16 protein-coding genes are annotated in these 26534 nt (G+C 47.6%); 13 read left to right on the top strand and 3 right to left on the bottom strand.

The window, feature by feature from the left end; all coding sequences use genetic code 11:
* Positions 1-97: 97 nt before the first annotated feature.
* Entirely contained in the window at positions 98-802 is a 705-nt protein-coding gene (locus tag B0475_RS13065; protein ID WP_077412311.1) for a UDP-2,3-diacylglucosamine diphosphatase, read from the bottom strand.
* Between the two features lie 3 nt (positions 803-805).
* On the bottom strand, positions 806-1399 hold the full coding sequence (locus B0475_RS13070) for a peptidylprolyl isomerase (protein ID WP_109862398.1): 594 nt from the start codon (positions 1397-1399) through the stop codon (positions 806-808).
* A 180-nt stretch (positions 1400-1579) separates the two neighbouring features.
* Here B0475_RS13070 and purT point away from each other — a divergent pair, with 180 nt between their 5' ends.
* From purT to B0475_RS13120, 10 genes are all read left to right on the top strand, one after another.
* The gene (gene purT / locus B0475_RS13075; protein ID WP_077412312.1) at positions 1580-2770 is read left to right on the top strand and encodes a formate-dependent phosphoribosylglycinamide formyltransferase; all 1191 of its coding nucleotides are present in this window, start codon (positions 1580-1582) and stop codon (positions 2768-2770) included.
* A gap of 1 nt (position 2771) precedes the next feature.
* Positions 2772-4901, top strand: a complete 2130-nt coding sequence (gene rlmKL, locus B0475_RS13080) for a bifunctional 23S rRNA (guanine(2069)-N(7))-methyltransferase RlmK/23S rRNA (guanine(2445)-N(2))-methyltransferase RlmL (protein WP_157892943.1) — start codon at positions 2772-2774, stop codon at positions 4899-4901.
* A gap of 81 nt (positions 4902-4982) precedes the next feature.
* Positions 4983-5861: a DUF1684 domain-containing protein gene (locus B0475_RS13085; RefSeq protein WP_077412314.1), complete on the top strand. Its 879-nt coding sequence runs from the start codon at positions 4983-4985 to the stop codon at positions 5859-5861.
* Positions 5862-5901: 40 nt separating this feature from the next.
* The gene (locus B0475_RS13090) at positions 5902-6771 is read left to right on the top strand and encodes a mechanosensitive ion channel family protein (RefSeq protein ID WP_077412315.1); all 870 of its coding nucleotides are present in this window, start codon (positions 5902-5904) and stop codon (positions 6769-6771) included.
* A complete protein-coding gene (locus B0475_RS13095) occupies positions 6771-7715 on the top strand; it encodes a zinc transporter ZntB (RefSeq protein WP_077412316.1) in 945 nt (314 codons plus the stop codon). Before B0475_RS13090 ends, B0475_RS13095 begins: the two co-directional genes overlap by 1 nt.
* A 61-nt stretch (positions 7716-7776) precedes the next feature.
* Positions 7777-9465: an autotransporter assembly complex protein TamA gene (locus B0475_RS13100; protein WP_198538271.1), complete on the top strand. Its 1689-nt coding sequence runs from the start codon at positions 7777-7779 to the stop codon at positions 9463-9465.
* Positions 9466-9476: 11 nt separating this feature from the next.
* The gene (locus tag B0475_RS13105; protein WP_157892944.1) at positions 9477-12983 is read left to right on the top strand and encodes a translocation/assembly module TamB domain-containing protein; all 3507 of its coding nucleotides are present in this window, start codon (positions 9477-9479) and stop codon (positions 12981-12983) included.
* Between the two features lie 85 nt (positions 12984-13068).
* Complete coding sequence (locus tag B0475_RS13110; RefSeq protein ID WP_077412319.1) at positions 13069-14247, top strand: choice-of-anchor F family protein; 1179 nt, start codon at positions 13069-13071, stop codon at positions 14245-14247.
* 103 nt (positions 14248-14350) lie between these two features.
* A complete protein-coding gene (locus B0475_RS13115) occupies positions 14351-15583 on the top strand; it encodes a hypothetical protein (protein WP_198538272.1) in 1233 nt (410 codons plus the stop codon).
* Between the two features lie 148 nt (positions 15584-15731).
* The gene (locus B0475_RS13120; RefSeq protein WP_157892946.1) at positions 15732-19193 is read left to right on the top strand and encodes a YncE family protein; all 3462 of its coding nucleotides are present in this window, start codon (positions 15732-15734) and stop codon (positions 19191-19193) included.
* 47 nt (positions 19194-19240) lie between these two features.
* On the opposite strand, the gene B0475_RS13125 is transcribed toward B0475_RS13120, so the two are convergent.
* Complete coding sequence (locus B0475_RS13125; RefSeq protein ID WP_077412321.1) at positions 19241-21058, bottom strand: glycosyltransferase family 39 protein; 1818 nt, start codon at positions 21056-21058, stop codon at positions 19241-19243.
* Between the two features lie 264 nt (positions 21059-21322).
* Here B0475_RS13125 and azu point away from each other — a divergent pair, with 264 nt between their 5' ends.
* The 3 genes from azu (at position 21323) to B0475_RS13140 (ending at position 26512) form a co-directional block, all read left to right on the top strand.
* Positions 21323-21763, top strand: coding sequence for an azurin (azu, locus tag B0475_RS13130; protein ID WP_077412322.1), 441 nt, complete (start codon positions 21323-21325; stop codon positions 21761-21763).
* A 261-nt stretch (positions 21764-22024) separates the two neighbouring features.
* A complete protein-coding gene (locus B0475_RS13135; protein ID WP_157892947.1) occupies positions 22025-23542 on the top strand; it encodes a sensor domain-containing diguanylate cyclase in 1518 nt (505 codons plus the stop codon).
* A gap of 114 nt (positions 23543-23656) precedes the next feature.
* Entirely contained in the window at positions 23657-26512 is a 2856-nt protein-coding gene (locus B0475_RS13140) for a serine/threonine-protein kinase (protein WP_077412324.1), read from the top strand.
* Positions 26513-26534 lie beyond the last annotated feature (22 nt).

Below are 26534 nucleotides of genomic sequence, written 5' to 3' on the forward strand. Positions count from 1 at the left end.
TCAATCTCTGTTAATTATCAGGGGATGGATTTTATCATGAAAAGCCTTGAAACCCAATCATCACAAGTGTTGAGTGATGGGTCTGGTGACAACTGTATTATTGGCTGAACAAAGCAAACCCCTTGTCATCAACTTTAAGGAAACTGGATTGGTGGTGCCAGTCACCCAGCACAATGCGGCGCCGGCCGTTGTTGGCATGAATGGCAGGACGGTGGGTATGACCATGTATCAGGGTTTTGACCTGGTGGTGATCAAACAAATCATCAATCGCCTGTTGATTAACATCCATGATGGTTTGTTCGCTTGACTGCGTGTGTTGTTGGCTGGCCTGGCGGGCTTTTTGGGCAAATTCTATGCGTTGTTCGATGCTTAAACTGAGGAAATGATTTTGCCACTGAGGATCACGAAACTGCTGCCTGATCTGCTGGTATGCCAGATCATCAGTGCATTCGGCATCACCATGAACCAGTAACACAGGTTCTCCTTGTAATTCAATGACATGTGGTTCTTGCAATAATTTCATGCCACAAGAGTCGGCAAAAGTTTCACCCAGCAGGAAATCACGGTTTCCCGCCATGAAATACAGCTCAACGTCGTTTTCCCGAAGCCCGCACAGGGCTTGTTGAGCCAGCTGCGCGGTTTTATCAAGCGCATCATCACCCAGCCAGTATTCAAAAAAGTCACCCAGAATATATAAGGCCCGTGCATGACGGGCCTGGGTATGACAAAACTGAATGAATGACCTTGTTGTCTGTGGTTGCTGATCGCACAGATGCAAATCAGAAATGAACAAGGTGGTCATGGTTTATTCTGTGGCACCAGCCTGTGGTAATTGTTCAATCACTTCCACAGACTTGATCACCACATTTTGCATCGGTACATCTTGTCGGAATGGCATACGCCCTGCGGTTGGTTTGAACCTGATTTCATCCACAACATCCATGCCTTTCACGACTTCGCCAAATACAGCATATCCCCAGGTTTGGGTGTTTTGCTCACCTGTGAAGTTCAATGCTGCATTGTCCTGAACATTGATGAAAAATTGAGCAGTGGCAGAATGTGGGTCCGGTAATCTGGCCATGGAGATGGTGCCACGCAGGTTTTTCAGGCCGTTGTTGGCTTCGTTTTGAATGGGGGCTTTGGTGGGTTTTCGTTCAAGGTCTTCAGTAAAGCCTCCGCCTTGTATCATAAAGGTGCTGATGACCCGATGAAAAACCGTGCCATTGTAAAAATCTTCATTGACATAACTGAGGAAGTTTTCCACAGTCAAAGGTGCTTTGTCATTATACAGTTTGAGGTAGATGTCGCCCTCAGAAGTACTCATTTTAACCAGGGTATTTTGTGCCATCAAAGAGAAGCTGGTCAGCATCATGGCTGCTAAAACAAAGATTTTATTCATGTCTTGCTCACGTTGGAATTTCAAAGCACAACATGATAACTTGCCATTTGTTTTTTTACCAGTTTGTCAGGTCACTGATCGGTTTTTTTTGCAGAAGGCAAGTCATGGGAGTGCTCTTGTCTATCGGCCAGAACAGCAAACTGTTATAATGCCGATTCGTTCAAGCACTAATATAAATACATGGAATCATTGTTTCATTCTGCCCGCACACAGCCCGTTAAAATTTTACTTCTGGGTGCTGGTGAATTAGGTAAAGAAGTGGTCATAGAGGCGCAGCGATTAGGCGTTCATGTGGTCGCTGTTGACCGTTATGCGCAGGCCCCAGCCATGCAGGTCGCTGATGAGTCAGCGGTCATCGACATGACAGACCCGCAGGCGTTGAGGTCGGTCATTGAACAACATCAACCTGATCTGGTGGTGCCTGAGATTGAGGCCATTGCGACTGAAGAACTGCTCAAATTGGAATCAGAAGGGGTGCGGGTGGTGCCAACCGCCCTGGCAGCCAGGTTGACCATGGATCGAGAAGGTATCAGGCGACTGGCCGCTGAAGAGTTGGAAGTGCTCACCAGTGCCTATGAGTTTGTTGAAGATTATGACGCCTTTTGCAAGGCTGTAGACCGGGTGGGTATGCCTTGTGTGGTAAAACCAGTGATGAGCTCATCAGGCAAAGGACAGTCAACCATTCATGCCGAAAACGATATTCAAAAAGCCTGGGATTATTCACAAAGTGGAGGCAGAACCGGAGCCGGGCGGGTTATTGTCGAGGGTTTCGTGAAATTTGATTATGAAATCACTTTATTAACCATCAGGCACTGCGATGGCACATCATTTTGCGAACCCATTGGTCATCGCCAGGAAGATGGAGATTATCAGGAGTCCTGGCAGCCTCAGCCGATGACAGATGTGTCGATGGCAAAAGCCAAAGAAATTGCCAAAAAAGTCACAGATGCTTTGGGTGGTTATGGCTTGTTCGGAGTTGAACTGTTTGTTCGGGGTGATGAAGTGATTTTTTCTGAAGTATCACCCAGACCTCATGACACCGGAATGGTGACCATGATTTCACAGGACCTGAGTCAATTTGCCTTGCATGTCCGGGCGATTCTTGGTTTGCCCATTCCAACCATAGAGCACAACGGGCCTTCTGCATCACATGTGATCGTGGCTCATGGTACCGGACATCATCCAACCTTCAGCAAAGTGGGTGAAGCATTGACTCAGCGTGGAACACAGGTTCGTCTGTTTGGTAAGCCGGAAATCAACGGTAAAAGGCGGTTAGGGGTGTGTCTGGCCACAGCCAGGTCATTGAATGCCGCCAGAAAGAAAGCCTCAGACATGGCTGAAACCATTCAGGTTCACATTCACCAGGATTGATATGACCACATACCAAGCTTTTGTTTCCTGCCCCAAACACCTCGAATTGCTGTTGAAAGATGAACTGCTTGAATTGGGGGCCACAGAAGCGGCAGAAGGTCTGGCTGGAGTCAACATCACTGCCGACGCCCACGCTTTGATGACCATCATCATGTGGACACGATTGGCCAACCGGGTTTATTTGAAACTCGATACCGCACCGTGTGCAGATAAGAATGACCTGTATAAAGCGGTGTCTTCGGTTGACTGGAATGCGTTGTGTCTGGACTCCCCCAAAACCCTGGCCATCCGTTTTTCAGGCACCAATCAGGCATTGAAAAACACTCACTTTTCTTCACAGGTGGTCAAGGATGCCATTTGTGATCAGCTCAATGAGACATATGGCTGGCGACCCAAAGTGGTAAAAAACGATGGCCATTTAAGCGTTTATTGCCGGCTGAAGTATAAACAGCTGGATGTGTTTCAGGATTTGACTGGTCACAGCCTTCACCAAAGGGGTTACCGAGGCACCAATACCCTGGCGCCTTTGAAGGAAAACCTCGCAGCAGCGATTTTAATCAGGGCTGGCTGGTCAGCGGCAGCTGCTCAAAACCATAACCTGATTGATCCTATGTGTGGATCGGGCACACTGTTAACTGAGGGCTGGCAAATGGCTTGTGATATGGCCCCCAACCAACAGCTTAAAAGCCATGCATTATTCTCCTGGCAAGGGTTTCATGCCCAGCAATGGAGTCAGTTGGTGCTCAATGCAGAAGCGCGGGCTGAGGCTGGCATGCAGCAATTCAGAGGGCAGTTAATTGGCGTTGATCACCACAAAGCATCAGTCAAGCAGGCCAATGACAACCTGGCTCATTTGCCTCACAATAAGCGCATCACTTTTCAATATCAAACCCTGGATAAATTCAGGATTCCGCCACGCAACAACCTCATTGTCTGTAATCCGCCTTATGGAGTCAGGCTACAAAAGAACTACCTGTCCAGCTGGATACAATTGAGGGATTGGTTGCACAGCAAAGTCAAAGATGGGCGAGCAGCGATTTTGTGTCCTGACGAAGCCAAGGCCTGGTTGCTGGGTTATCGTGGCAGTGGGTCTTATGCCTTGCTCAATGGCAACATCCCCATTCAATTGCGTTTATTTGACATCAATAAATCCCAACAACTTCAAGTGCCTGAGGGGCAATTGTTTGCGTTGCCTGCAGCGGCACAAATGCTGGCCAACAGGCTGAAAAAAAATCAGCAAGGACTACAACGTTGGATCAATGACCATGCCATTGAAGCCTACCGTTTATATGATGCAGATATACCCGAATATGCAGTGGCCATCGATTGTTATCAAAATCATGTTCACATACAGGAGTACCAGGCACCCAAAACCATTGCTGACAAAGCAGCGCAAAACCACCTCAATCAAGTCTTACTGGCAGTACAGTCTGTGATTCAGCCAAAAGCAGAGAAACTGCATTTAAAAACCCGGCAAAAGCAACGCAGCAACCAGCAATACAATAAACTCAATGAACAAGAAGATCGTTTTGTGATTCAGGAACATCAGCGAAAATACCTGGTTGATCTTGAGCAATACCTGGACACCGGACTGTTTCTTGATCATCGATGGTTGCGTAACCGGGTTGAGTCTGAAGCCAGAGGCAAACGGGTGCTTAATCTGTTTTGTTACACCGGTGCTATTTCTGTGGCAGCGGCCTGTGGTGATGCCGCTGCAGTACATAGTGTGGATACTTCTAATACCTACCTTAAGTGGGCTGAAGAGAACTTTGCACTCAATGGTTTGCGGCAACCGGAACATCGGTTTATTCGTCAGGATGTACTGCGTTTTCTTGATGGTTATCAGGGCGACCCATTTGACCTGATCATAGCAGATCCCCCGACTTTTTCTAATTCCCATTCACGTGATGAAGATTGGGAGGTACAAAAAGACCACAGTCAATTGATCAATAAATGCATGAATATATTGTCTGATAACGGCAGAATGTATTTCTCAAATAACTTTAAGAAATTTTCTTTAGATGCTGATATTAAAGATAAATATAAAGTTGAAAATATCACGAAAACGAGTTTTGATCCCGACTTTCAGGGCTCCGGTATACATCATTGTTTTCAGATCATGCACCGTTAAATCACCACTGGCTGGATAATTGACTGGAATTTAACTGCTGAGGCCTTATCATGTGGATTTAACACAACACCAAGGAATCCCATGATACGTTTGTTAATTACTTCGTTCTTGCTGACAACCAGCATCAATACCCAGGCACAGCCACAGGAATACCTGGATTGGAAAGACGGACGGCTTGAACGGTTAACACAGCCTCACGGTTGGTTGAGTCTGGTCGGTTTGGAATGGCTGTACACCGGTGACAACCGAATAGGAGCAGCGGCTGATAATGACATCGTCTTATCCCACGGTCCTGATTATTTAGGTAATTTGCAGTTGTCAGCAGACAGCAGCATGCGTTTTGTGCCCGTTGCTGACAGTGGCATCATGGCCAACGGCGAACCACTGGCAGATACCATTGATGTGTTTGCTGATACCAGTGAACAGGTCACCACCGAATTCACCATTGGCAGTTTTTTGTTTTATGTGGTCGAACGCGACAAAATGGCTTTTCGCATCAAAGATGCCAGGGCACCAACACGGATAGATTTCAAAGGACTCGATTATTTTCCCTACGACCCTGATTTGCGTATAGTGGCCCGTTTTGTGCCTTATGAACCGGCTAAAATTATTCCCACTGTCAATGTTTTAGGGGTCTTGAATGATTCGCTCTCACCAGGACGCCTGGAGTTCAATATTGCTGGTAAGTCTTACAGTCTGGATGCCCTGGATTCCGACAATGCCTATTACATGATTTTTGCAGATCGCACCAATGGCAGAAGCACCTATGGCCCAGGCAGATTTGTGTATACCGATGGTAAAGTCAATGAACAAGGCGAGGTGGTGATTGATTTTAACAAGGCTTACAATCCTCCGTGTGCTTTCACTGCTTACTCAACTTGCACCTTGCCTCCCAGGCAAAATCGTTTGCCGGTATTCATTGAAGCCGGTGAACGAAAATATGCCAACAGTGTCTATTGACCAGAACTATAATGATTATTCATTTATACATTGATTCAAGATGATTGAAGCCCTGAAAACAACCGCCTTCACTTTAGGCAATGAAGTTACAGTCAGCTGGCTGCAAATCATTTATTCCATTGTTTTTATCTTTGTGGCCTGGTATGCCAGTCGCCTGTTGGCGTATCTGATCGTGCGTAAAATCCTCAGCAAAACCAAAATCAGTCAGGATACCAAGGCAATCATTCAACGCATATTGTTCTTCACCATGCTGATAATGGTGGTTTTATCGGTTTTGAGCTATCTGGGGATCCCGTTGGCCACCTTTGCTTTTATTTCCGGTGCAGTGGCCATAGGTTTTGGATTTGGGGCAAAAAACATCATCGAAAATTTCCTCAGTGGCTGGATTCTGATGTCGGAACGGCCAATCAGAATTGGTGACATCATTGAAATGGATGGAAACCTGGGTATGGTGATCGAGATTGGTAATCGGTCGACTCAGATCAAGCGCAATGACGGTGCACATATTGTGGTGCCCAACAGCCAGGTATTGGAATCGAGGCTGATCAACTGGACCTTGCATGATCCGTACATCCGCACATCAGTACGGGTAGGGGTGGCCTATGGCAGTGATGTGGCGTTGGTCAAGCGCTTACTGAGTGAAGTGATGGCTGATCATGAATTGATTCAGGCAGATCCGCAAACGGTTGTGGTGTTTGAAGATTTTGGTGACAGTGCATTGGTTTTTGATGCCTTTTTTTGGGTATCTGTGCAATCAGGAAGGGAAATGCGCCTGGTCAGAAGCGACGTTCGGTTTAAAATTGAACAACGGTTTAACGAGCATGGGGTGGTGGTTTCGTTCCCACAACGAGATGTTCACTTAAACGTCACCAATGCAGACCAACTGTTCCGTCAACCAGGAGCTCAGTGATGACAGAATCCAAAATATCCACTTTACAGCTCAATGGCAAAGGCGGCTTGGCCAATGAAGGTGAAGAGCCTGCCTGGTTGTGGCACCATGTGAAGTACACCGACCGAAAGGCCAGTAAATGGATCGCCAACCACCCAGGCCTGTCAGAGTTGGCCCAACTGACTTTGCTGAATCAGGAAACCCGCCCACGTGCACACCTGAATGATCATGAAGTGTTGCTGTCTCTCAGAGGCATCAATTTCAATGAGGCGGCACAACCTGAGGACATGATTTCAGTGCGCTTGTGGATGGGGCCTGATGTGGTCATCACCAGTGCCAGTCATGGCAGTCAATCCATCCGCAACATCCGGGCCAAACTGGAACAAAAAACCGGACCGGGTAATGGTGAAGAGTTGATTCTGATGCTGATTGAGCAATTGGCAGAACTGACTGACGATTTTGTTGACAAATTGGATGAACGGCTGGATGACATTGAAGACCAGCTGGAGTCCATTGACCTGTCACAATTTAATCCCATGATGAGTCAAATCAGAAGACAAACCGCCAGCATTCGGCGCTATCTGTTGCCCCAGAAGGAAGCCATAGATAAATTATACCGAACCAAGAACAAGGCGTTTTCTGAACAGTTCTATGATCAAATGTATGTGCAAACTGATCAGTTCATGAAATTGATTGAAAACCTTGATCTGATGCGCGAACGCTGCATGATGCTCCAGGAGCAATACATGGCCATCATCAGTCATCAGCAGAACAGCCGGTTATACATTTTGGCCATTGTGTCTGCGGTTTTTCTGCCATTGACATTCTTGTCGGGGTTGTTTGGCATGAATGTAGCCGGGTTACCCGGCACAGAGGATCCACAGGCTTTTAACTGGGTCATTGCTTTCAGTGTTGGCCTGACAGTTGTGTTGCTGATATGGTTCAAGAAGAGCCGCTGGTTTTAGCTTTTTGATGGGTTTATTACAGCTCAGAACCGGTTTGTTTATTGGGCTTCTCAGTTGGCAGATGGTTGCACATTGTGAATCAGTCATTAATTGGGACATCAATGGCGTCAATGACCAACAACAAAGCAACATCAGACTGTATCTGGAAGGATCAAGGTTTGACTGTCAGTCGATAAGAACACCCAACAGTCGACAACGTCAGGCAGTCAGGGACCAGGTCCGTCTTGCCATGCAGCCTTTTGGTTACTTCAATCCCGATACCACCATTAATTCTCCGCTTGGAAGCGATTGTCAACCCATCCGTTTGACCATTGATCCGGGTCAGGTGACGCTGATCAGTCAGCTAAACCTGGAGATCACTGGTGAAGGTGCAGACTTACCTTGGTGGCAGGAAGCCGCCAAAAATCATCAGTTACAGGTGGGTAAACCATTGATTCAATCTGCTTATGAGGCAGTGAAAAAGAAGTGGTTGAATCAGGCTGATGAATTGTTCTATCAGGATGCCGGTTTTACGGTTCAGCAAATTCGTGTGCAGGCTGACACCAACCAGGCAGCCGTTGAGTTGTCATTCAATACCGGAATCAGGTATCGCCTGAAGAACATCACCATCAAGGAAGAGCCTGCCGTATTGGACAACGATTTACTGAATCATCTGTTGCCATTGGAAAGTGGACAGTATATATCCAGGTCCGAATTGTACGATGTTCAACAAAAACTCAATTCAAGCGGATATTTCAACCAGGTATTGTTTGATGTCCGGCAGGATGAACATTTTGCTGCAACCTTGGATCTGGTTGTTATGCTCAGCCCTGCAGCCAAGTTTGATTATTCTGCGGGCGTTGGATTCTCCACAGATGCCGGTGCCAAAGCCTCATTTCAGTATAACAACCACCGGGTCAATAAAATGGGGCATCAATATCAGTTAAACCTGCAAGGTTCTGAACTGGCATCTGATTTAAACATGTCATATAAAATTCCAGCTCAACAAAACCCGACGAATCAATGGTATGGGCTACACCTTGCCTACAAGGATGAAGAGACTGATCAAGTCAGTCGGGAAATCAGGAAGTGGGGAATCAGTGAGACCAGAATCAGTGATAATCATTGGCAAAACATCAATTTTCTGGATTGGGTTCAGGAGTCATTTGATACCGGTGTTGCCAGCGGCAAGACCGTGCTTTATGTGCCGGGTACCAGTTGGTCATTGACTCAGGCTGATGATGTTTCCAGGCCGTACAGAGGATACAGGATGCAGGCCGAACTTAAGTTGGCCAGCACGGATTTGTTGTCTGATGCATCTTTTGCCCAGTTCACGTTTAATGGTAAATACATACATGGTTTGGGTGAGGCAGGCCGCTTACTGTACCGAATGCAACTGGGCAGCACCGCAACCAGTGATTTTGAGCAATTACCCACCAGCTACCGGTTTTATGCGGGTGGTGACCAGAGCATTCGTGGATTTGATTATGAACAAGTCACGCCCCGTAATGAGCAGGGTGATGCCATCGGTGGCAAACATCTGCTGACAGGAAGTGTAGAATATGAACACCCACTGGCTGCCCAGTGGGCTGCTGCGGTATTCACCGACTTTGGGGATGCTTTTTCTAAAGAGTTGGACTTCAAACAATCAGTGGGGGCTGGCATCAGGTGGTTTTCACCCATTGGTCCCATCAGGCTTGATCTGGCTAAATCCATCAGTCAGGACAATGCTTCATACCGCTTACACATCACTGTGGGACCAGATTTATGATGCTTCGGTTGATGAAAAAACTGTTGCTGATATCCATGGTGCTGATGCTGCTGGTCGCAATCATTGCCTATTACTTGCTGTATACGTCTGCAGGTGCCAGTCAAACCCTTAGATACCTCATCAATCATCAGCAGTTACCGGTCACCTTTGGAGAGCTGAATGGCCAACTTGGCAAGCAGCTGGAGATCAGGCAAGTGGTTTATCATGATGATCAATATCACCTCACCATTGGTCAGCTGCAATACCAGTTGGATTGGTCGCTGTGGAAGCGTGAGGTACACATTTCAATGTTGCAAATCAATGATGTCAACATTCAAAGTATGAATCATATCCAGAACTCAGATACCAGCCAGGTTTTGCCAGCATTGTCTTTACCAGGGCGGTTAATGATCGATCAATTTGAAGTTAACAACCTGACTTATCAGGACCAGGAATTTGCCGAAGATATCCCGCAAATCTCAGCAGCACTCAGTTGGCAGAATGACCATCTTGATGTGATTGAGTTGAAAATTGATCACGAGCAAATTAATCTCAATGCAAGGGGAGCTGTCATGATGTCAGCAAATTGGCCATTCGATACTGACATCAGCTGGCAATGGCAGAATGATCAATCTGCAGAAGCCTTCACAATCTCAGGGGAGAGTCGCATTGACGGAACTGCCAATCGTATAACGGGCCGGCATCTATTGGCGGTTGATCACCCTCACATCTCCGGCAAGACTCGTTGGCTGACACAATTGAGCAGCGGCGCCGGATCTGTGCTGAATATACAAATGGCTGAACCAGGACAACTGACAGTCAAGATGGCGCAGGGTGATGTTCAGCTTGACTTGTCCCAGGCTGAAGTCAGTGGTCAGCCTGATAGTTATCAAGCCAGCATGCAGGCAAAAGTGCTGTATGGCCAGTTCCCAGAAGGTCGGTTGGAGGTGACCGGTAAAGGTGGTCTGGGTGGCTTTGATGTCGAACAACTCAAATGGGAAGCTGATGATCAACAACTACTGGCGTCCCTGTCTGTAGGGTGGCAAGAAGCGGTCACCATCAATTCACATTTGACGGTCAATGAGTTTGATCCTGGCAGGTGGGGACTTGATTGGCCGGGACAGGTGTCAGGCGAATTACAAATGGATGCTGAGCAATATAATGATGATTGGTATCTGCGTCTTAATCACAGTCAACTGCAAGGAACATTGAAAAGTCAGGCATTTAAATTCAGTGGGACCGGTCAATGGTTGAAAGACAACTACCAGGCCAATGACCTGATTCTTCGTCTGGGGGTCAATGAACTGCATATTGATGGTCAGTATGGTGATGGCATGGTTGAAGGTTCCATCAAAGTGGATTGGCCGGAACTGACATTGATCGATCCTCAATTGAAGGGTCAGGCTAAAGGGCAGATTTTGCTGAGTGGTGACTTTGGAAACCCTGATTTTTCCGGATCACTGAATTCAGCTGTTGTTGCTTACGCCGGTGTAAAGGCATCAGGAGTCAAGTGGTTGTTTGACGGTACCTGGGACAAGCGACTGCACAGTCAGCTTCAGATTGCTGATCTGGTCTTCAGGAATCGCAGTCTCAGTGCTGTGGAACTCAACGCCACAGGTTGGTTGAACAGCCATGACATTGATTTGAATATGGCGGCCGGTGAAATACAAACAACACTCAATCTGCAAGGTCAGTTAATGACAACACAACCAATGCCAATCTGGCAAGGGATACTGATGAAACACGAGGTGGTACTGGCAGACGGACGACAAATCAGCATGAACCAGCCGGCCAAAATCAGTTGGGGCGAAGTGTTTGAAATTTCTGAAGTGTGCTGGAACGGAGTGGCCGCCGGACAACTGTGTGTGCAATCGGATCAAATCAGTGCTTCGGCGCCTGTCACGGGTCAGCTGTCAGTGCAGTCATTCAGTGCAGATGCTTTCAGACCATTGTTACCTGAGCAATGGCGAGTGACTGGGTTGATCAATGGCACTGCCAGTTATGAGCTCAGTGAACAGGCCGTTCAGCTCAGTTCGGATTTTCATTTAGCCGCCGGACAGCTTGGCGTCAGAACGCCAGATGGTCAGTGGATCACACAGGGTATCAATGAGCTCACATTGAATGCCAAAAATGAAGGGCAAAATGTCGGTGTCTCATCATCAGTTGTACTTGATGATGACAGTTTTATTCGCCTCAAGGCAGAACTCTTTCAGCAGGACAGTGAACAGGATTGGCAGATCAATGCCGACATGTCAGGTCAAATCAACAACCAGGCTCTGGTCACTGGGTTGACTGATGAAATCAGTGAACTCAGAGGCGCGGTTCATTTATCTGGCAGGGTTGCGGGTTCTTTGCGCAGCCCGGATATTTTCTGGGAACTGTCGCAACCTGAAGGTCACCTGAAGCTGACCCGCATGGGTACCCGCCTCGAACAGGTGGCATTAAGCATTGAAACCCGCCGGGAACGTGATCCGGTTTATCAGATTGAACTCCAAGGGTTCAGTCAAAGTGATCGTCACCGGGGTGAGTTGTTACTGACCGGAAGCATGATTACTCAGCCAGAATGGGTGTTTAAAGGTCAGCTGCAAGGCACTCACTTCACCGTGATGAATTTGCCTGAACTGACCATAGATATCTCACCTGATCTGACTGTTGAAGCCAACAAGAAGCAGGCGCGTATCGCTGGTGATGTGACCATCCCTTACGGTCATGTGGCCATCAAGTCCCTGCCTCCGGAGGGGGTCAGTAACTCACCAGATTTGGTGGTAATCAGAGACCAAAAGAATGAGCCGGAAGAATTGAGTTATCCCATAATATTGGATGTCAATGCCAGGATTATAGATCCTGTTCAGTTGGACGTGATTGGCTTAAGTGCGGACATGACCGGCCAGTTGAATATCAGGCAAGGTATTGAACAACAGTTAACTGGTTATGGTGACCTGAAGCTGATCAATGGACGGTATGAAGTTTATGGACAAAAACTCAACATCGACACAGGTGAACTGAATTTTGCCGGCGACCTTGCAAACCCCAGACTTAATGTGAAAGCAACCAGACAAGCCACTGTGGATGATGTAAAGGCGGGTGTGAAGCTGACGGGGACGGTCGAGAACCTGCGCTCAGAATTGTATTCTGAACCAACCATGCCGGATGTGGAAAAACTGGCCTATATCATGACTGGCCAAGGCATCAAAGGGGCCGGTAATCTCGATTCTGAATCACTGAAACAAGCTGCCATCGTCCTGGGACTGAATCAGAGCAGTCCGGTATTTAAACAAATACAACAGCAGTTTGGGATTGATGTGTTGACGGTGAAACGCAATGGCGCACAATCAGAATCAGTGATTGAAGCAGGTAAAAAAATCAATGATGACCTTTACATTTCCTATAATCAGGGTTTGTTTAACCGGCTCGGATTTTGGGTATTAAAATACCGCATCAATCAATACCTCAATTTGCAAACCACTCAGGGTGATGACCAGTCAGTGGAATTGGTGTATACCAGAAAATCAGAACCCCCAAAGCAAAAACGTCCCTGACTTAACAACAGTTACTTTGATTCTTGTCAAGTTATGCCGCCCAGTTATATGAAATGATATTGATATATCAAGCCAGGGGAAAATCATGAAACAAACCATTCGTTATTGTTACATCACAACCATCAGTTTAATGACACTGTTGATGACATCATTACCCAATCAGGCAGGCGAAATCACGGAATGGAATATGCTCAATGTGATCACTGACCCGGGGCCATACATCCCTGAATTCACCTATCAAAGTCATATTTATGATGATGAATTCCTGAGCCATGAACTGGGTTCTGTTATCTGGGTGGAAAGTGATGTCATGTCGCCAGGGCTCGGGATCGTAAACAATGATGATGTCAACGGCTCGAACTGTGTGATGACTGCCGGGGTTAACCCAAATGATTTAACAGTCAAACAATGCAGTGATCCATTTCAATCCAGTAAGCGGTTTAAACTATCAACCACCTCAACTGGCGGTGTGTTGGACCTGGTGTTTGATGTTGATTTGGCTGGAGGGGTATCCAAACCTTACCGGTTTTTGGCCAAATACCTCAATTCAACGAACCGAACCATTTCTGACATCAGGATTGAACCTGGATTTGGACTGGGCGGTGATTTTGTGCCTGCACCTGGTGGCATGGGGCTGGACTTTTCAGATCGTGATGGCGTTATTTGGATGGCTGATGTCAATACCGGTGAGACCGATTCAATCAATCTTGATGCCTTGTTTCCGTTTGGGTTGTTTGGTGATGCGGCCACAGATCCAAATCATGATCTTGATGGCTACTTTGACGCCACAGACAGAGCCCGGTTTAACCTCAGAGCCAACAGGGGTCAAATCATCAGTACCGGTATTTCTGCCAATTATCATAACGTGTTTGGCGATTTCCTGGCTAAATCCCAGGCCATCAGTGGTTATTTCTGGGATCATGATGATGACGATGAAACCGACCCTTATCTCATTGCTCATCAGACAGAGGCTGGTTGGTATACCTTGCGGCCAGATCAGTGGTGGCTGGATTTTATGCTGCCCATTCCTGATACCAATTTACTGGATGGCTCAATAGCAGAATCCACCTTAAACGACTGGGCAGCCAATCCGGATGACTTTGGAATCGATCTGATTGAAGACCTCGCCAACCTGAATCTTAATTTTCACCTGACCATCGGTGACATCAGTACCTGGCCTGGGTATGACAGCATTTCTGAAACCGCGCAGTTCACTTTACGGGTTTCTTCCTTCAGTGTTATTTTTGCCAATGGATTTGACTGAATACTGGCAGACTGACTTTTTTGATGCAAAACATCACAAAATAGTGGCGTAATTAATACATAACTGACGCATGGTTGTTAAGTTCACAACAACTTGAGGTGAGATGATGCGGATCAGTCAGTTATTATTTTTGCTTGGCTTAACTAGCCTTGCCATGCCTTTAATGGCAGGTGCCACCAAAGGTGCATGGCATACCGTGCCGGTATTTAACCAGGCACCATTGGAGGTTAAAATCGGGACCTATTCTGAAGGTGCCAACCCAGACTTGTTGTTTGCCATATTATGGAATGATGGTAACAACAACCGCCTTGATGCGGTCAGGATACCCGCGCCGTATGATGGCACAGGTATCACCAGCACTTCACTGGAGAACACCGCCACATTGTTCGCCCTTGGAGATATTTGTACCGATGGAATGAATGTGGTGGTTCCCTACATCAAAGATTTCAATCTGGAAGTGTCCAGGTACAACGGCAATTCATGGAGTCAGTCTACTGTCCCAGGCACCACCACCAATAATTTTGACAATGCGGATTGTTCACAAACTTCTGATGGGATGTTTCTCAGTACGCATGATTTGACCGACAGTAAAACTGAAATCTATCAATCCACCAATGCAGGGGGCAGTTATACATTCTATGGAAGATATACATCCAGCGGACCTTTTGACGGGGCCATCAGGGAACCTTATGCATCCAATTTCGATGACCGGACACTCATGGGGTTAAATCAATTGCCTAATGGACAGGTCAGAGTGACTCATACCAGTACCGCCGGACCTTCACCAAATTTCAATCACACACCCATTGAGTTGCTTGCACCACCCAATGGGTTCACTTTTGTTAAAGAAGGCGGTGCCAGATTCAATGGAGCCGGGGTAACCTTTACCTACAATTCGCAAGGTACCGCAAGGGTTGTTGAGTTTCCTGAAGCAGGTCCTTTCAGTGTGGTCGAGCGTGATCTGGGCCCCATCAATAACACAGGGTCGCAATTCACTTTCCAAGGCGGTGCCGTATTTACTTTTTTTGATATGGACAACGAGCCTGTCACTACCAAAGCCCTTTGGGGCGATTATTGGTTTTTTGATTCTTTCAATGGGGCAGCACCCACAGCTGTTGATCCTACATTTCCGCTCAGTGGTATTGGTGGTCCGGTCGATGTTTGTCAATTGGAATTGACAGGCGAGTATACCCAGGAGACAAATCTGGTTGTTGGTGGGCCCAGAATTGGCAGTGATGGCACGGATTTGCGCATGCGCCAGGTGGGTGTTGATTCAGTTTTTAAAGATGGCTTTGAATCCGGTGACACCACTGCCTGGTTTGCCACTTGTCCCTGATCCATCATCAACAGGGCGGAGTAAAACAGACTCCTGGCTGAGGATTCACAGGAGTCGTTTTTGCTGTGATGCATCAATGACGATTTTCACTGTCTTTTCAGGTCATAATGATGATATCTTATGTGGTTCTGAAAAAGAATCATTTGATATGTTGAGCAATCTGAACCTGCACCTGTTGATCATCCCTGGTATTTACCTTTTGCTGTTGGTGGTCCCGCCACAAGCCATGGCCAGTGAAGTTGCCTATGTGAATTGGGAGAATCACCCGGTACATGCCCTGGATATATCGCCAGACAAATCCCGGCTGGCTGTGACCCATACGGCTGACAACCGGGTACAGTTGTTTGATGTGTCATTGGGTTACCCGGTGCGCATGGGTCATGTCAAAGTGGGTGTGGATCCGGTTTCAGTGCGTTTTCGCAACAACAATGAATTGTGGGTGGTTAATCACATTTCGGACTCAATTTCAGTGGTTGATTTCAATGCTCGCAGGGTAGTTAAAACGATACCAACTGGTGATGAGCCCTTTGATGTGGTCTTTGCCAATGAACGTGCCTTTGTCAGCTGTTCCCAGGTTAACCAGGTTTGGGTATTCAACCCAGCTGACCCCGAAGAGGCTGTCATGATCATAGATGTGATGGCAGAGGACCCAAGGGCTATGACAGTCAACACAGATGGCAGTCGGGTTTATGTGGCCAGTTTTGAGTCAGGCAATCGAACCACCATCCTTGGAGGTGGCATTGATGAAACTGAAAACACCCTTCCGTCGATCAACCCGGTCAATCGCCAAGCCTCTCCTTATGGTGGGCAAAATCCACCGCCCAATGATGGCAATCAATTTTTTCCGGCGATTGATCCTGAACTACCCACGCCTCCTAAAGTGTCGCTGATTGTTAAACAACAGCCTGATGGTCGCTGGCTGGATGACAACGGTGAAGACTGGACGCATATGATTTCCGGCCCACAGGCTGGGTTATCTGGAAGGGTTCCTGGTTGGGAGTTGTTGGATCATGACATTTCAGTGATCAACACCGATACCTTTGAAGTCAGTTATGTTTCCGGGCTGATGAACCTTGGGATGGCCATCGGTTATAACTCAGCCACTGCTCAAATCACCCTGGTAGGTACCGATGCGACCAATGAAGTGCGTTTCGAACCGGTGCTTAAAGGGGTGTTCCTGCGCGTTAACCTGGGTGTGGTTGACGAGAATAACCCTCATCAACCGATGGTGGTCGATCTGAACCCGCACCTGGATTACCAAGCCGGCACCATTGCTCAGGAAAGCCGCGATCAATCCTTGGGTGATCCCCGGGGAGTGATTTGGCAAGATGATGGCTCCAGGGGCTACGTCTCAGGTATGGGCTCTAATAATGTGATTGTGATCAATGCCAATGGTGAACGACAGGGCATCATAGAAGTGGGGGAGGGTGCCACAGGTTTGGGTTTGGATGAAAGTCAGCAACGGCTCTATGTTTGGAATCATTTTGCAGCCACGCTTTCTGTCATTGACACCAGCACACAACAACAGGTTTCGGTGACTGATGTGTTTAACCCGTTGCCAGAATCCATCAAAAACGGTCGCCGGTTTCTCTATGACACCCACGAGACTTCTGGCTTGGGCCACATCGCCTGTGCGTCCTGCCATGTTGATGGACGAATGGACCGCCTGGCCTGGGATCTGGGCGATCCGGCTGGTGAAATGAAAAGCTTCAATCAGAACTGTCAGACCACCGTGGCCTTGTTAAATACCCCCGGATGTGATGATTTCCATCCCATGAAAGGACCGATGATGACCCAGACTTTCCAGGATATCATTGGGCATGAACCTTTTCATTGGCGGGGAGACCGAGATGGTTTAGAAGAATTCAACGCTGCTTTCATTGGCCTCAATGGGGATGATCAAGCATTGAATGGCAGTCAGATGCAGCAATTTGAGGACATGCTGGATACCATCACCTTTCCACCAAACCCTTTCAGAAAAATTGACAATACATTGCCTCAAAGCATCGATTTAACCAATCATTATACATCGGGACGATTTTCGCCGGCAGGTCAGCCACTGGGTACGGGGAATCCGGTCAATGGCCTGGCGCTTTATAACAGTGGTTTGCTTGACAGTGTGTTTCAGTGTGCCAGTTGCCACACACTACCTACCGGTATGGCAGTCAATGGTGCATTGAAACCAGGTATATTGAATTTAGATGTGGGTGGCAGCATCATGCCCATTGGCCCCATGGGAGAAAACCACCTGGGGGTAGTCAGTGTCGACGGTTCGACCCAGAAATCCATCAAGACCCCGCAATTAAGGAATTTGTATGACAAGGTGGGGTTTGAGACGTCGCGTGCTCAATCGCTTGCTGGTTTTGGTTTTTTACATGATGGAGCGGTAGATTCGGTTGCCAGATTCCTCAGTGCCGGGGCATTCAGTGTTGCATCTGATCAGGAAGTGGCAGACTTGGTCGCCTTGATGATGGCATTTTCGGGCTCTGAGCTGAATACAGGCTTCGTCCCATTGGGTAACACCGCGCCGGTGTCACAAGACAGCCATGCTGGGGTGGGGCAGCAATACACCCTCACACAAGCTTCTCAGGTGGATGCAAGGGTCAGTGAACTTTTGCAGGTGGCCGATTCTGGCAAAGTCGATCTGGTGGCACGATCAGGGCATGGTAACGACTATTTATACAAACCTTCAGTTCAGCAGTTTGCTGACTCACTAGACAACCGGTTAAGCCCATTGGGGCTGATGGCACTGGTTACCAATGAAAACCCGATTACATACACGCTGTTGCCCAGCGGTTTAGGCGAACGTCTCGCCTTCGACCGGGATGGTGATGGGGTTTATGATGATCAGGAAATCATCGATGGTTCTGATCCGACTGATGCCCTGTCTGCGGGTATCAAACCCACAGCCGGCTTGTGGTTTAATCCGCAACGCAGCGGCCATGGCATGGACATTCAAATGGCAGGAAACCGCCTGTTCATGACCTGGTATACCTACAACGATGACGGCACGCCAACCTGGTACCTGGCAGCCAATGAGTATTCACCAGACTGGCAGGCTGATTTGGTGTCATTCACCTGGGATGAACAAACCCGCAGTACTCAGTTCGACGTGGTTGGCTCAGTTCATCTTGATTTCAGTACAGCACAACAAGCGACTTTTTCCTGGGACATCGGTGGACGGACTGGAACGGAAGATTTTCAATACTTTATTTTTGGCGCGCCTGACACAGTGAATCAATGGACCGGCTCTTATTATGACGCTTCAGACAGTGGTTGGGGCATCACAGTGGGTACCCAAGGCAGTGCCATCGTCTCAATCATTTACTATTTTAATGAAAATGGAGCGCCGGTCTGGGCGATTGGCGCGGGTCAAAATGATCAGGTAACCAGTTTGGATATGTATACCAACAGGGGTTTTTGCCCTGATTGTGCTTATCAGGAGCCGACATTTGAACTGGCTGGCGTGCAGGGGTTGGTGTTTTTGAATGAGCGGAACATTCAATTTGATGTGACTTTGCAATCTCCAACTCTACCAATTAACTGGAACACCACCAATGCCACGTTGACCCCGTTGTCCAACCCGTTTTTTGATCCTGCACGTCAATGATGACATGAGTTGATCAGTATCTGAGCAGGTAAATCAGACACAACGCATTAAAAACTCACCACATTGGTCATTCCTGGTGAGCCTTCCAGGTAGCTTACCTGCCAACTGGCACTTTGTGCTGCACAATCAGTACAGCGGTACAGGCTTGAATAGGTATGAGTGCGGATGGCAGCAACAGACTGGCCGTTGACTGACACACTGATGACCTTCATGGGCATTTTAAAGCCTGGCAAATTGGTGATCAACAGGTGCTGACCTCCCTTGAGTTCAACTTTGACTTCAGTGCTTTGCCAGTCAGGGTTCTTTTTGATTCGACGTTGGTAATCATGCTGGTAATTTTCTTCCCAGGCCATTTGCTGCTCTGATATATCGACCGGCTCATAGAAGGTGGTGTTGCCAATTTGGCTGAGGGCAGAAGCGCTGATGACTTCAGTAAACTGAGGAGGCACGCCGATCACATGGCGGCTGACTGCTGCCGGGCCATAATACAAGCCTTTTCCACAGATCCCCAGGTGCTCCATGCCACTGTGGGCAAACAACAGGTTACTGTAAGGGCCGTGTACGGCAAGTGGTTGTTGTGAGCAGGTGTAATTGCCATGGGCCTTGGCCTGGTGGGCCTGGATTTCATAACTGTCAAATGATAAGGATGCATCAAAAGATTTGGCGTCGTGCAGCACCAAGCTGGGTACTTTTAAGGTGCTGTGGTGTAAATGCAAGGTGGTTTGTAATTGGGTGGTGACAAAAACCAAAGGCATCACAGCCAGGAATAAACGTGTGATGAATACCGTATGTCCTTGACAGGCAATCAAATACCAACCAATGCCTGTGACCAGGGAAGTGCTCAAACTGATGATGTAAGTCATGTACCAGGGGGTATTGGCGCGAATGAGCAATAAGCCAATGGCTGATAACAGCATAAACAGCCACACATTCAGGAGCAGTGTTTTTAGTTGTTGACCAGTGGAGCGCCAAACAAACAAAGGAGCCAGGAAAGCAGTGATTTGCAACAAAAGTTGCAGCCCTGTTAACCCATAAGCCACAGTGGGGTTAAACATCGCCTTAAACATGGCAAATGGTCCAACCACCCAGATACCTGCCAATAAATCCAGAAAACCACCCATGTTCAAGGCGGGCTTGTATTTATCCGCATAAGTCAACAAGCCGGACATCATGGGTTCATTGCTGATCAGGGCGTGAATGATGACCGGTAGAAAGACCAACACCAGGCCCATCAGGAAAGCACCGGCACTGACTGCTTTGCGCTCACTGCTGAGCCATTTCTGAAACACAAAAAAGCCAGCCAGGAAAGCCGTAGGATGGGCATGAAAAGCCAAACCGCACACAACCCCGGCGAACAACCACCGCATGGGTTTACTTTGGCCATTTAATTGAAGGGACAAATAAATGACCCAAAGTACCATGGGTTCTACCAGATTGGTGTGTGTGAAGGTAATGCTTTGCATGAGGTTTAAAGCAATCATCATCAACCCAGCCAGTAAACACCAGCCCAACATTCGGTCTGCCACCAACAGACCGATCCGGTAAACCAGATAAAACTTACTGGCGTTGAGTATGGCGGTGATGATGGCATTGATCAGCCAGCTTTGGCCCACCAGTAGCCCAGGGGAAAGCAGATAAAACCACCAGGGTCCTATGTCAAAGCTGAAAGCCATTTGTGGACCCAATAAAGGAAGATGCCCCGTGTTGGCGATCTGCCAGGCCATGAGGAAATCACGTGTGGTGTCGGTGTTGGCATAACTGAACAAACTGACCGCTGTCAGTAACACTGCGGGAATTAACCACAAACGATCGCTCATCGGCATGTTGGAGGTGGTTGATTGATCAGGCGCGGTGCGGGTGTTCAACGTCAGGTTCCCTGTTTGTTAGAAATGGTGTTGGTTAAAGTTTTTGTATTGCAGCTGCTTGGAGCGGCATGATCATTAAAACCCATGATACGCATAAGTTCAACCACTATACAGGCTGAATCCTCAGTCTGTAAAAGCTGGTGTGAACCAGACTTTCACGCAATACTGCATCGGCATTGACATGGGCTGTGTTTTAATCCGATTCATCAATACATTATCCACAACATTGCATGGCAATGAATCACAATCCTGAGAGGTATTTTTATGAAACTGTTTATTGTAACCAACCTGATGTTGCTCTCCTTGTCCACACAAGCAAAGATTTGCGAGTTATCCATCAACAGCACTGATCAAATGAAATTTGATCAAACAGAACTGTCTGTTGATGCGGATTGCACAACTGTTAAACTCACCCTTAACCATACCGGTCAATTGGCAAAGAATGTCATGGGGCATAACTGGGTGCTGAGTAAAACATCCGATTTTCAAAGTGTTGCTCAGGCTGGAATGACTGCTGGTCTTGATAATCATTATGTTCCTGTGAATGATGATCGAGTGCTGGCATACACCGAAGTCATTGGCGGTGGAGAAAGCACCACCATCACCTTTTCAACTGAAGGGCTGAATGCCGGTGAGGAGTACACTTTCTTCTGTTCTTTTCCTGGTCATTGGGCCATCATGAAAGGGCAGTTTAACATCAGTTAAAGTCCAGGCGTCTGCGCTTCATTCTCACTGAGTGGTGCTCCTGTGAGCATGCACAAAACCCCGGCTCATTACCGGGGTTTTGATTTTTTCAGGGCCTTGTAATGATCCTTTACAGGTCCATTTTCTTGTTCTATCAGTCCATTCGCCACACCAGTAAACATTGTCGATAGACATTAGTATACAAGCGATTGGTACATCCATGACAATTTGACATTTCCGGTGAATGAATCACATAATGAGTCACCTTCAAACAACAATGATATGACGCAGAACACCATTCATTACCTCTCCTGGATTGATGTTGATAATGAGCTTCACAGTGTGCGCTTACTGGCTGGCCAGCGTTATGTGATTGGCCGGTCCGATCAGGCAGACGTCGAAGTACTCAACACCAGTGTTTCCAGGCAACATCTGGAGTTGTTCTGGCAACAAGGAGCGTTGTTGATTCGTGATTTGCGCTCGAGCTATGGAACCTGGGCTGATAATCAGCGCGTTGAACGAGATGACACCCCAATATTGCATGCCGACACTGAGTTAAAGTTGGGTAACCTCAGTATGTGGTATGAACGACGGCTGGACAATGAATCACAAGAAATGTTTCAAACTTGTTTTCATCCGCCTACCAAGGATGATGAGGTCGAGTTATCATCAGAATTCAATGACTTCCGCCGTAAACTTTTGTTTTTGCTTCAAGACAATTTTGGTGACAACACCCTGAATATTAAATTGATCCGAAAAATTGATGATGAATTGCACGAATTGATCAATGCCCAGGAGCTCAGGCTCAAAGAACAGCGCATTTTAAATTCAATCAGTCATATTCTTAATCGCAGTCTGACCCTCAAAGAACTGCTGAAAACCTCACTGAATCTGGTCAGTAAAGTGCTCAATGCGGAGCGTGGTTTTGTGGTGGTTAAAGATCCTGGTAATGAACTGATGGAGATTCCGGCTGTGCGTCATTTTGAGGATTTCGAGTGGCACTCACAACCGGCTGAACCCAGAGCCTTCAGCCAGAAACTGGTACAAAAATGTTTCCGGCAAAACAAAATTCTGATCATTGGAGACAGCATGCTGAATGACAGCATGGACGATCTGGCGCCAACCGAAGATGGTGGTGGGCGAAGTGTGGTGGTGATTCCATTGGTACAGGATACCCAGGTAATTGGTGTGATTTATCTGGACAACCAGCAACAGGCACATAATTTCAATCCACAACAAATACCATTCCTGACCACATTTGCGGCACACACCAGCATCGCTTTGCACAACAGCTTGTTGTACAAACGGGCCATCACAGACGACCTGACTCAGCTTTTTACCCGACAACACATTGATGAGGCGTTGGCTCTTGAAATGCAGCGCGCCATTCGTTATGAACATGATTTGTCACTGTTGATCCTTGACCTGGATCACTTCAAGTCCATCAATGACAGTCATGGGCATACCACTGGTGACCAGGTGCTGAAGGCTTTTTCTGAGATCATCAGAGCGCACATCCGCGAGTGTGACATGGCCGGGCGATTTGGTGGAGAAGAGTTCATCGTGATTCTCGCAGAGACTGACATCAAAGGAGCATTCATCCTGGCTGAACGCATCAGACACGCCACCGAGCAGTTGCGCATCGATAAATCTGGAGAATCGATCAGCTTAACGGTCAGTATTGGTGCCGCCAGTGCACATGTCAGCCAGGACAATAACACTGTGTTGTTTATTGAAGCGGCAGACAAGGCGCTTTATCAGGCCAAAGAACAAGGCAGGAATCAAACGGTGTGTGCCTGAAGTTAGCTGATAATTCACTTCAATGAAATGACCCAGTTGATTGATTTGACGTAGGTATTTTTAAATTCTATAATTAATTTCTTAGTGGCTGACTGATGAAAGAACGGGAATCGCATGACCGATAACAAATGGACAGTTTGTCCGCAGTGTCTGCATCAGAATCCACCTCAAAACGCGCAGTGTGCTTTGTGCGATTATCCACTGAATGGTTGTGGCTCGACCGATGTGAATTGGGCAGCCATCACCACCGTCCAGGGAAATCCAAATCAAATCCAGCACCCATCAGATGCAGCTGACACTGACCCAGATCGAACCATGGCACCAAAATCCACAGCATCTGACCCTGATCAGACCCTGGCACCTGGAAAGTCAACGATCAATCAACAACCATTGGGTGAACAGCACACCTTTCATCTGGCCGGTGACCTGGCTCATTTCGAAGTGTTGGAAATTCTTGGCCAGGGTGGTATGGGCGCGGTATACCATGCCAGAGACAAAACCCTGCACCGCGATGTGGCCCTTAAAATGCTTCGCCCGTTCGCCGCTTCTCAACTGCTGAATGATGATGCTTTGCTGGAAGAAGCCCGTATGGCCAGTAAACTCAATCATCCCAACATCGTAACAATTTATGACATAGCGAGGGCTGAAAACAGCAATTACATCGTGATGGAGTGGGTTGACGGTCAAGCACTCAGTGAACTGATTCCTGATAATGGTTTTGAGTTGAGTGAAGCCATTGGTATGGTCTGTCAGATTGCAGACGGGCTGGTTGCCGCACATCAAAAATACATCATTCATCGTGACATCAAACCACAAAACATCATGCTAACTCATGATGGCACCATCAAAATTCTGGATTTTGGTATCGCCGGGCTCATCAGCCAGCTGCCAGACCGGTCACCAACTCCCCACCATCCCGATACCACCACACCAGCGGCAGGTACCCCGGCTTACATGTCACCTGAACAAGCCCAGAATCTCAACCTGGATCAACGTTCAGATGTTTTTTCGCTGGGCACATTGCTGTACCAGATGCTGACTGGCAAACAGCCATTCAAGGGCGCTGATGTCAAAGAAGTCAGGGAAGCCATCTGCAGTGGTGATCATCAGCCAGTGACCACACACATTCCAGACTTGCCGGTTGATGTGGTGCACCTTTTGCAGCGCATGATGGCCACCAAAAAAGACCAGCGCTGGCAGAATTCTGCCGATCTGGCAGTCGAATTGCATCGCCTGCATGATGAGCTGACTCTTCAAAAAAACTGGTGGCAACGTCGTCATTGGTTCAGTCAGGTCGCCATTTTGATTCCCTTTGTCCTGGCCATGGGATGGACAGTCAAAGAATGGGTCTTTCCGGCAACCACTCAGCAATTGATACAGCGGCAATTACAGGAGGCAAGCAAGGTCGCTATTCTGCCATTCATCAACATCAGTGGAGATCCTTTGATTCAGCTTTTTGGAGATGGTTTGGCGGTGAATCTGGGCACTGATTTGGCCACAGTCGCCAGTGAGCTGGGTAATACCTGGGTGGTGCCAGCCACAGAAATCAGTCGGATGAAGGAAACCACTCCCAAAGCCGTTGCCGATAAGTACGGCGTTGAGCTGATCCTGACTGGTAGCATGCAACACCTGGGTTCAACCCGGTTGATTGTGCTCAACTTATTAGATGCCCAAAGTGGTCAGCAATTGAAAACCTCGGAAGTCGAAGTCAGTGCCAATGAACTGTTTACCGGCCATGCCAAAGTCAGGGAACAGGCATTGGCATTGCTGGATTGGCAGGTTGCAGATCACTTGATTGACTCTTTGAATGCCGATAAACCGCAGCTGGATGGGGCTTACAAAGCGTATGTGGAGGGCAGGGGATACTTATACCGTTATGATCAGACGGATAACCAGGTAAAAGCGCTTGAGGCCTTTCAACAGGCCATTGAGCTGGAACCTGATTACGCGCGGGCTTATGAAGGGCTGGCTGAAGCCCAACTGGTTCAATACACCGTCAGCCGTGATGAACAGTGGCTCACAGCCATGCAAAATACCATCGGTAAACTGGAAGCGATCAGTGGCCCTGATGCCAGCACCCATTATCTGTCGGCAGAAGCAGCGATGAAACACGGCCGCTATCAACAGGCTGCTGATTTATACCAACTGGCCATCGAACAAAACGATCGGCTGATCCGGGCACACATGGGCCTGGCCAGTGCGCTGGACAAGCTTGGTCGTCCGGTGGATGCTGAGCGTATTTATGAGCAATTAAGACGAATGGCGCCAAATAACTGGCGGGTGATTTCGAAAACCGGGATATTTCATTCACAGAATGGTGAATATGAAAAAGCCCTCAGTGCATTTCTTAAACTGACTGAAATCAGTCCCAACAATCATTACGGTTATCGAAATGCCGCAGGGGTTTATTATGTGATGGGCGACATTGAGAATGCGATCAGGTATACCCGTTTGGCCATTGATCAAAGGCCTTCTGATGTGGCATATTCAAACTTGGGTACCATGTTGTTTTACATCAAAAACTACAATGAAGCTGTAGAAGCTTATCAAAAGGCAGTGGCGTTACGGGACAATCAATATTTATTGTGGGGCAACTTAGCTGATGCCTATAAGCTCAGTGGTAATGAAGACAAAAATCCAGCTTATCAACGCGCAGCTGAGCTGGCGCAGAGTGAATTGAAAACCAATCCGAAAGACTCAATGGCAAGGGTTCACCTTGCTTATTATTTAGCTAATTTGTCCCGGTTGGATGAAGCCATGGCGTATGTCAATGACATCAGTGAGGGTCACACGGGACTGGAGCACTTTGTGGCAGCGACAACCCATGACTTAATCGGTAATCTGCGTTTAACTCAACATCATCTCATCAAGGCCATTGAAAAAAAATATCCGCTTGAAGAAATTACACAGTCACCTTTGCTCAGCCAGATTCGTCAAAGTGCAGAGTGGGATCAAGTTGTCAGCAAATAAAAAGCCACAACAGTTTGTTGTG

The organism is Marinicella sediminis (genome assembly GCF_002000055.1).
Lineage (GTDB): Bacteria > Pseudomonadota > Gammaproteobacteria > Xanthomonadales > Marinicellaceae > Marinicella > Marinicella sediminis.

Excerpts from the sequence above, each read along its gene's own strand:
- B0475_RS13065 (WP_077412311.1), bottom strand. The coding sequence starts at position 802 with ATGACCACCTTGTTCATTTCTGATTTGCATCTGTGCGATCAGCAACCA.
- B0475_RS13070 (WP_109862398.1), bottom strand. The coding sequence starts at position 1,399 with ATGAATAAAATCTTTGTTTTAGCAGCCATGATGCTGACCAGCTTCTCT.
- purT (WP_077412312.1), top strand. The coding sequence starts at position 1,580 with ATGGAATCATTGTTTCATTCTGCCCGCACACAGCCCGTTAAAATTTTA.
- rlmKL (WP_157892943.1), top strand. The coding sequence starts at position 2,772 with ATGACCACATACCAAGCTTTTGTTTCCTGCCCCAAACACCTCGAATTG.
- B0475_RS13085 (WP_077412314.1), top strand. The coding sequence starts at position 4,983 with ATGATACGTTTGTTAATTACTTCGTTCTTGCTGACAACCAGCATCAAT.
- B0475_RS13090 (WP_077412315.1), top strand. The coding sequence starts at position 5,902 with ATGATTGAAGCCCTGAAAACAACCGCCTTCACTTTAGGCAATGAAGTT.
- B0475_RS13095 (WP_077412316.1), top strand. The coding sequence starts at position 6,771 with ATGACAGAATCCAAAATATCCACTTTACAGCTCAATGGCAAAGGCGGC.
- B0475_RS13100 (WP_198538271.1), top strand. The coding sequence starts at position 7,777 with ATGGTTGCACATTGTGAATCAGTCATTAATTGGGACATCAATGGCGTC.
- B0475_RS13105 (WP_157892944.1), top strand. The coding sequence starts at position 9,477 with ATGAAAAAACTGTTGCTGATATCCATGGTGCTGATGCTGCTGGTCGCA.
- B0475_RS13110 (WP_077412319.1), top strand. The coding sequence starts at position 13,069 with ATGAAACAAACCATTCGTTATTGTTACATCACAACCATCAGTTTAATG.
- B0475_RS13115 (WP_198538272.1), top strand. The coding sequence starts at position 14,351 with ATGATGCGGATCAGTCAGTTATTATTTTTGCTTGGCTTAACTAGCCTT.
- B0475_RS13120 (WP_157892946.1), top strand. The coding sequence starts at position 15,732 with ATGTTGAGCAATCTGAACCTGCACCTGTTGATCATCCCTGGTATTTAC.
- azu (WP_077412322.1), top strand. The coding sequence starts at position 21,323 with ATGAAACTGTTTATTGTAACCAACCTGATGTTGCTCTCCTTGTCCACA.
- B0475_RS13135 (WP_157892947.1), top strand. The coding sequence starts at position 22,025 with ATGACGCAGAACACCATTCATTACCTCTCCTGGATTGATGTTGATAAT.
- B0475_RS13140 (WP_077412324.1), top strand. The coding sequence starts at position 23,657 with ATGACCGATAACAAATGGACAGTTTGTCCGCAGTGTCTGCATCAGAAT.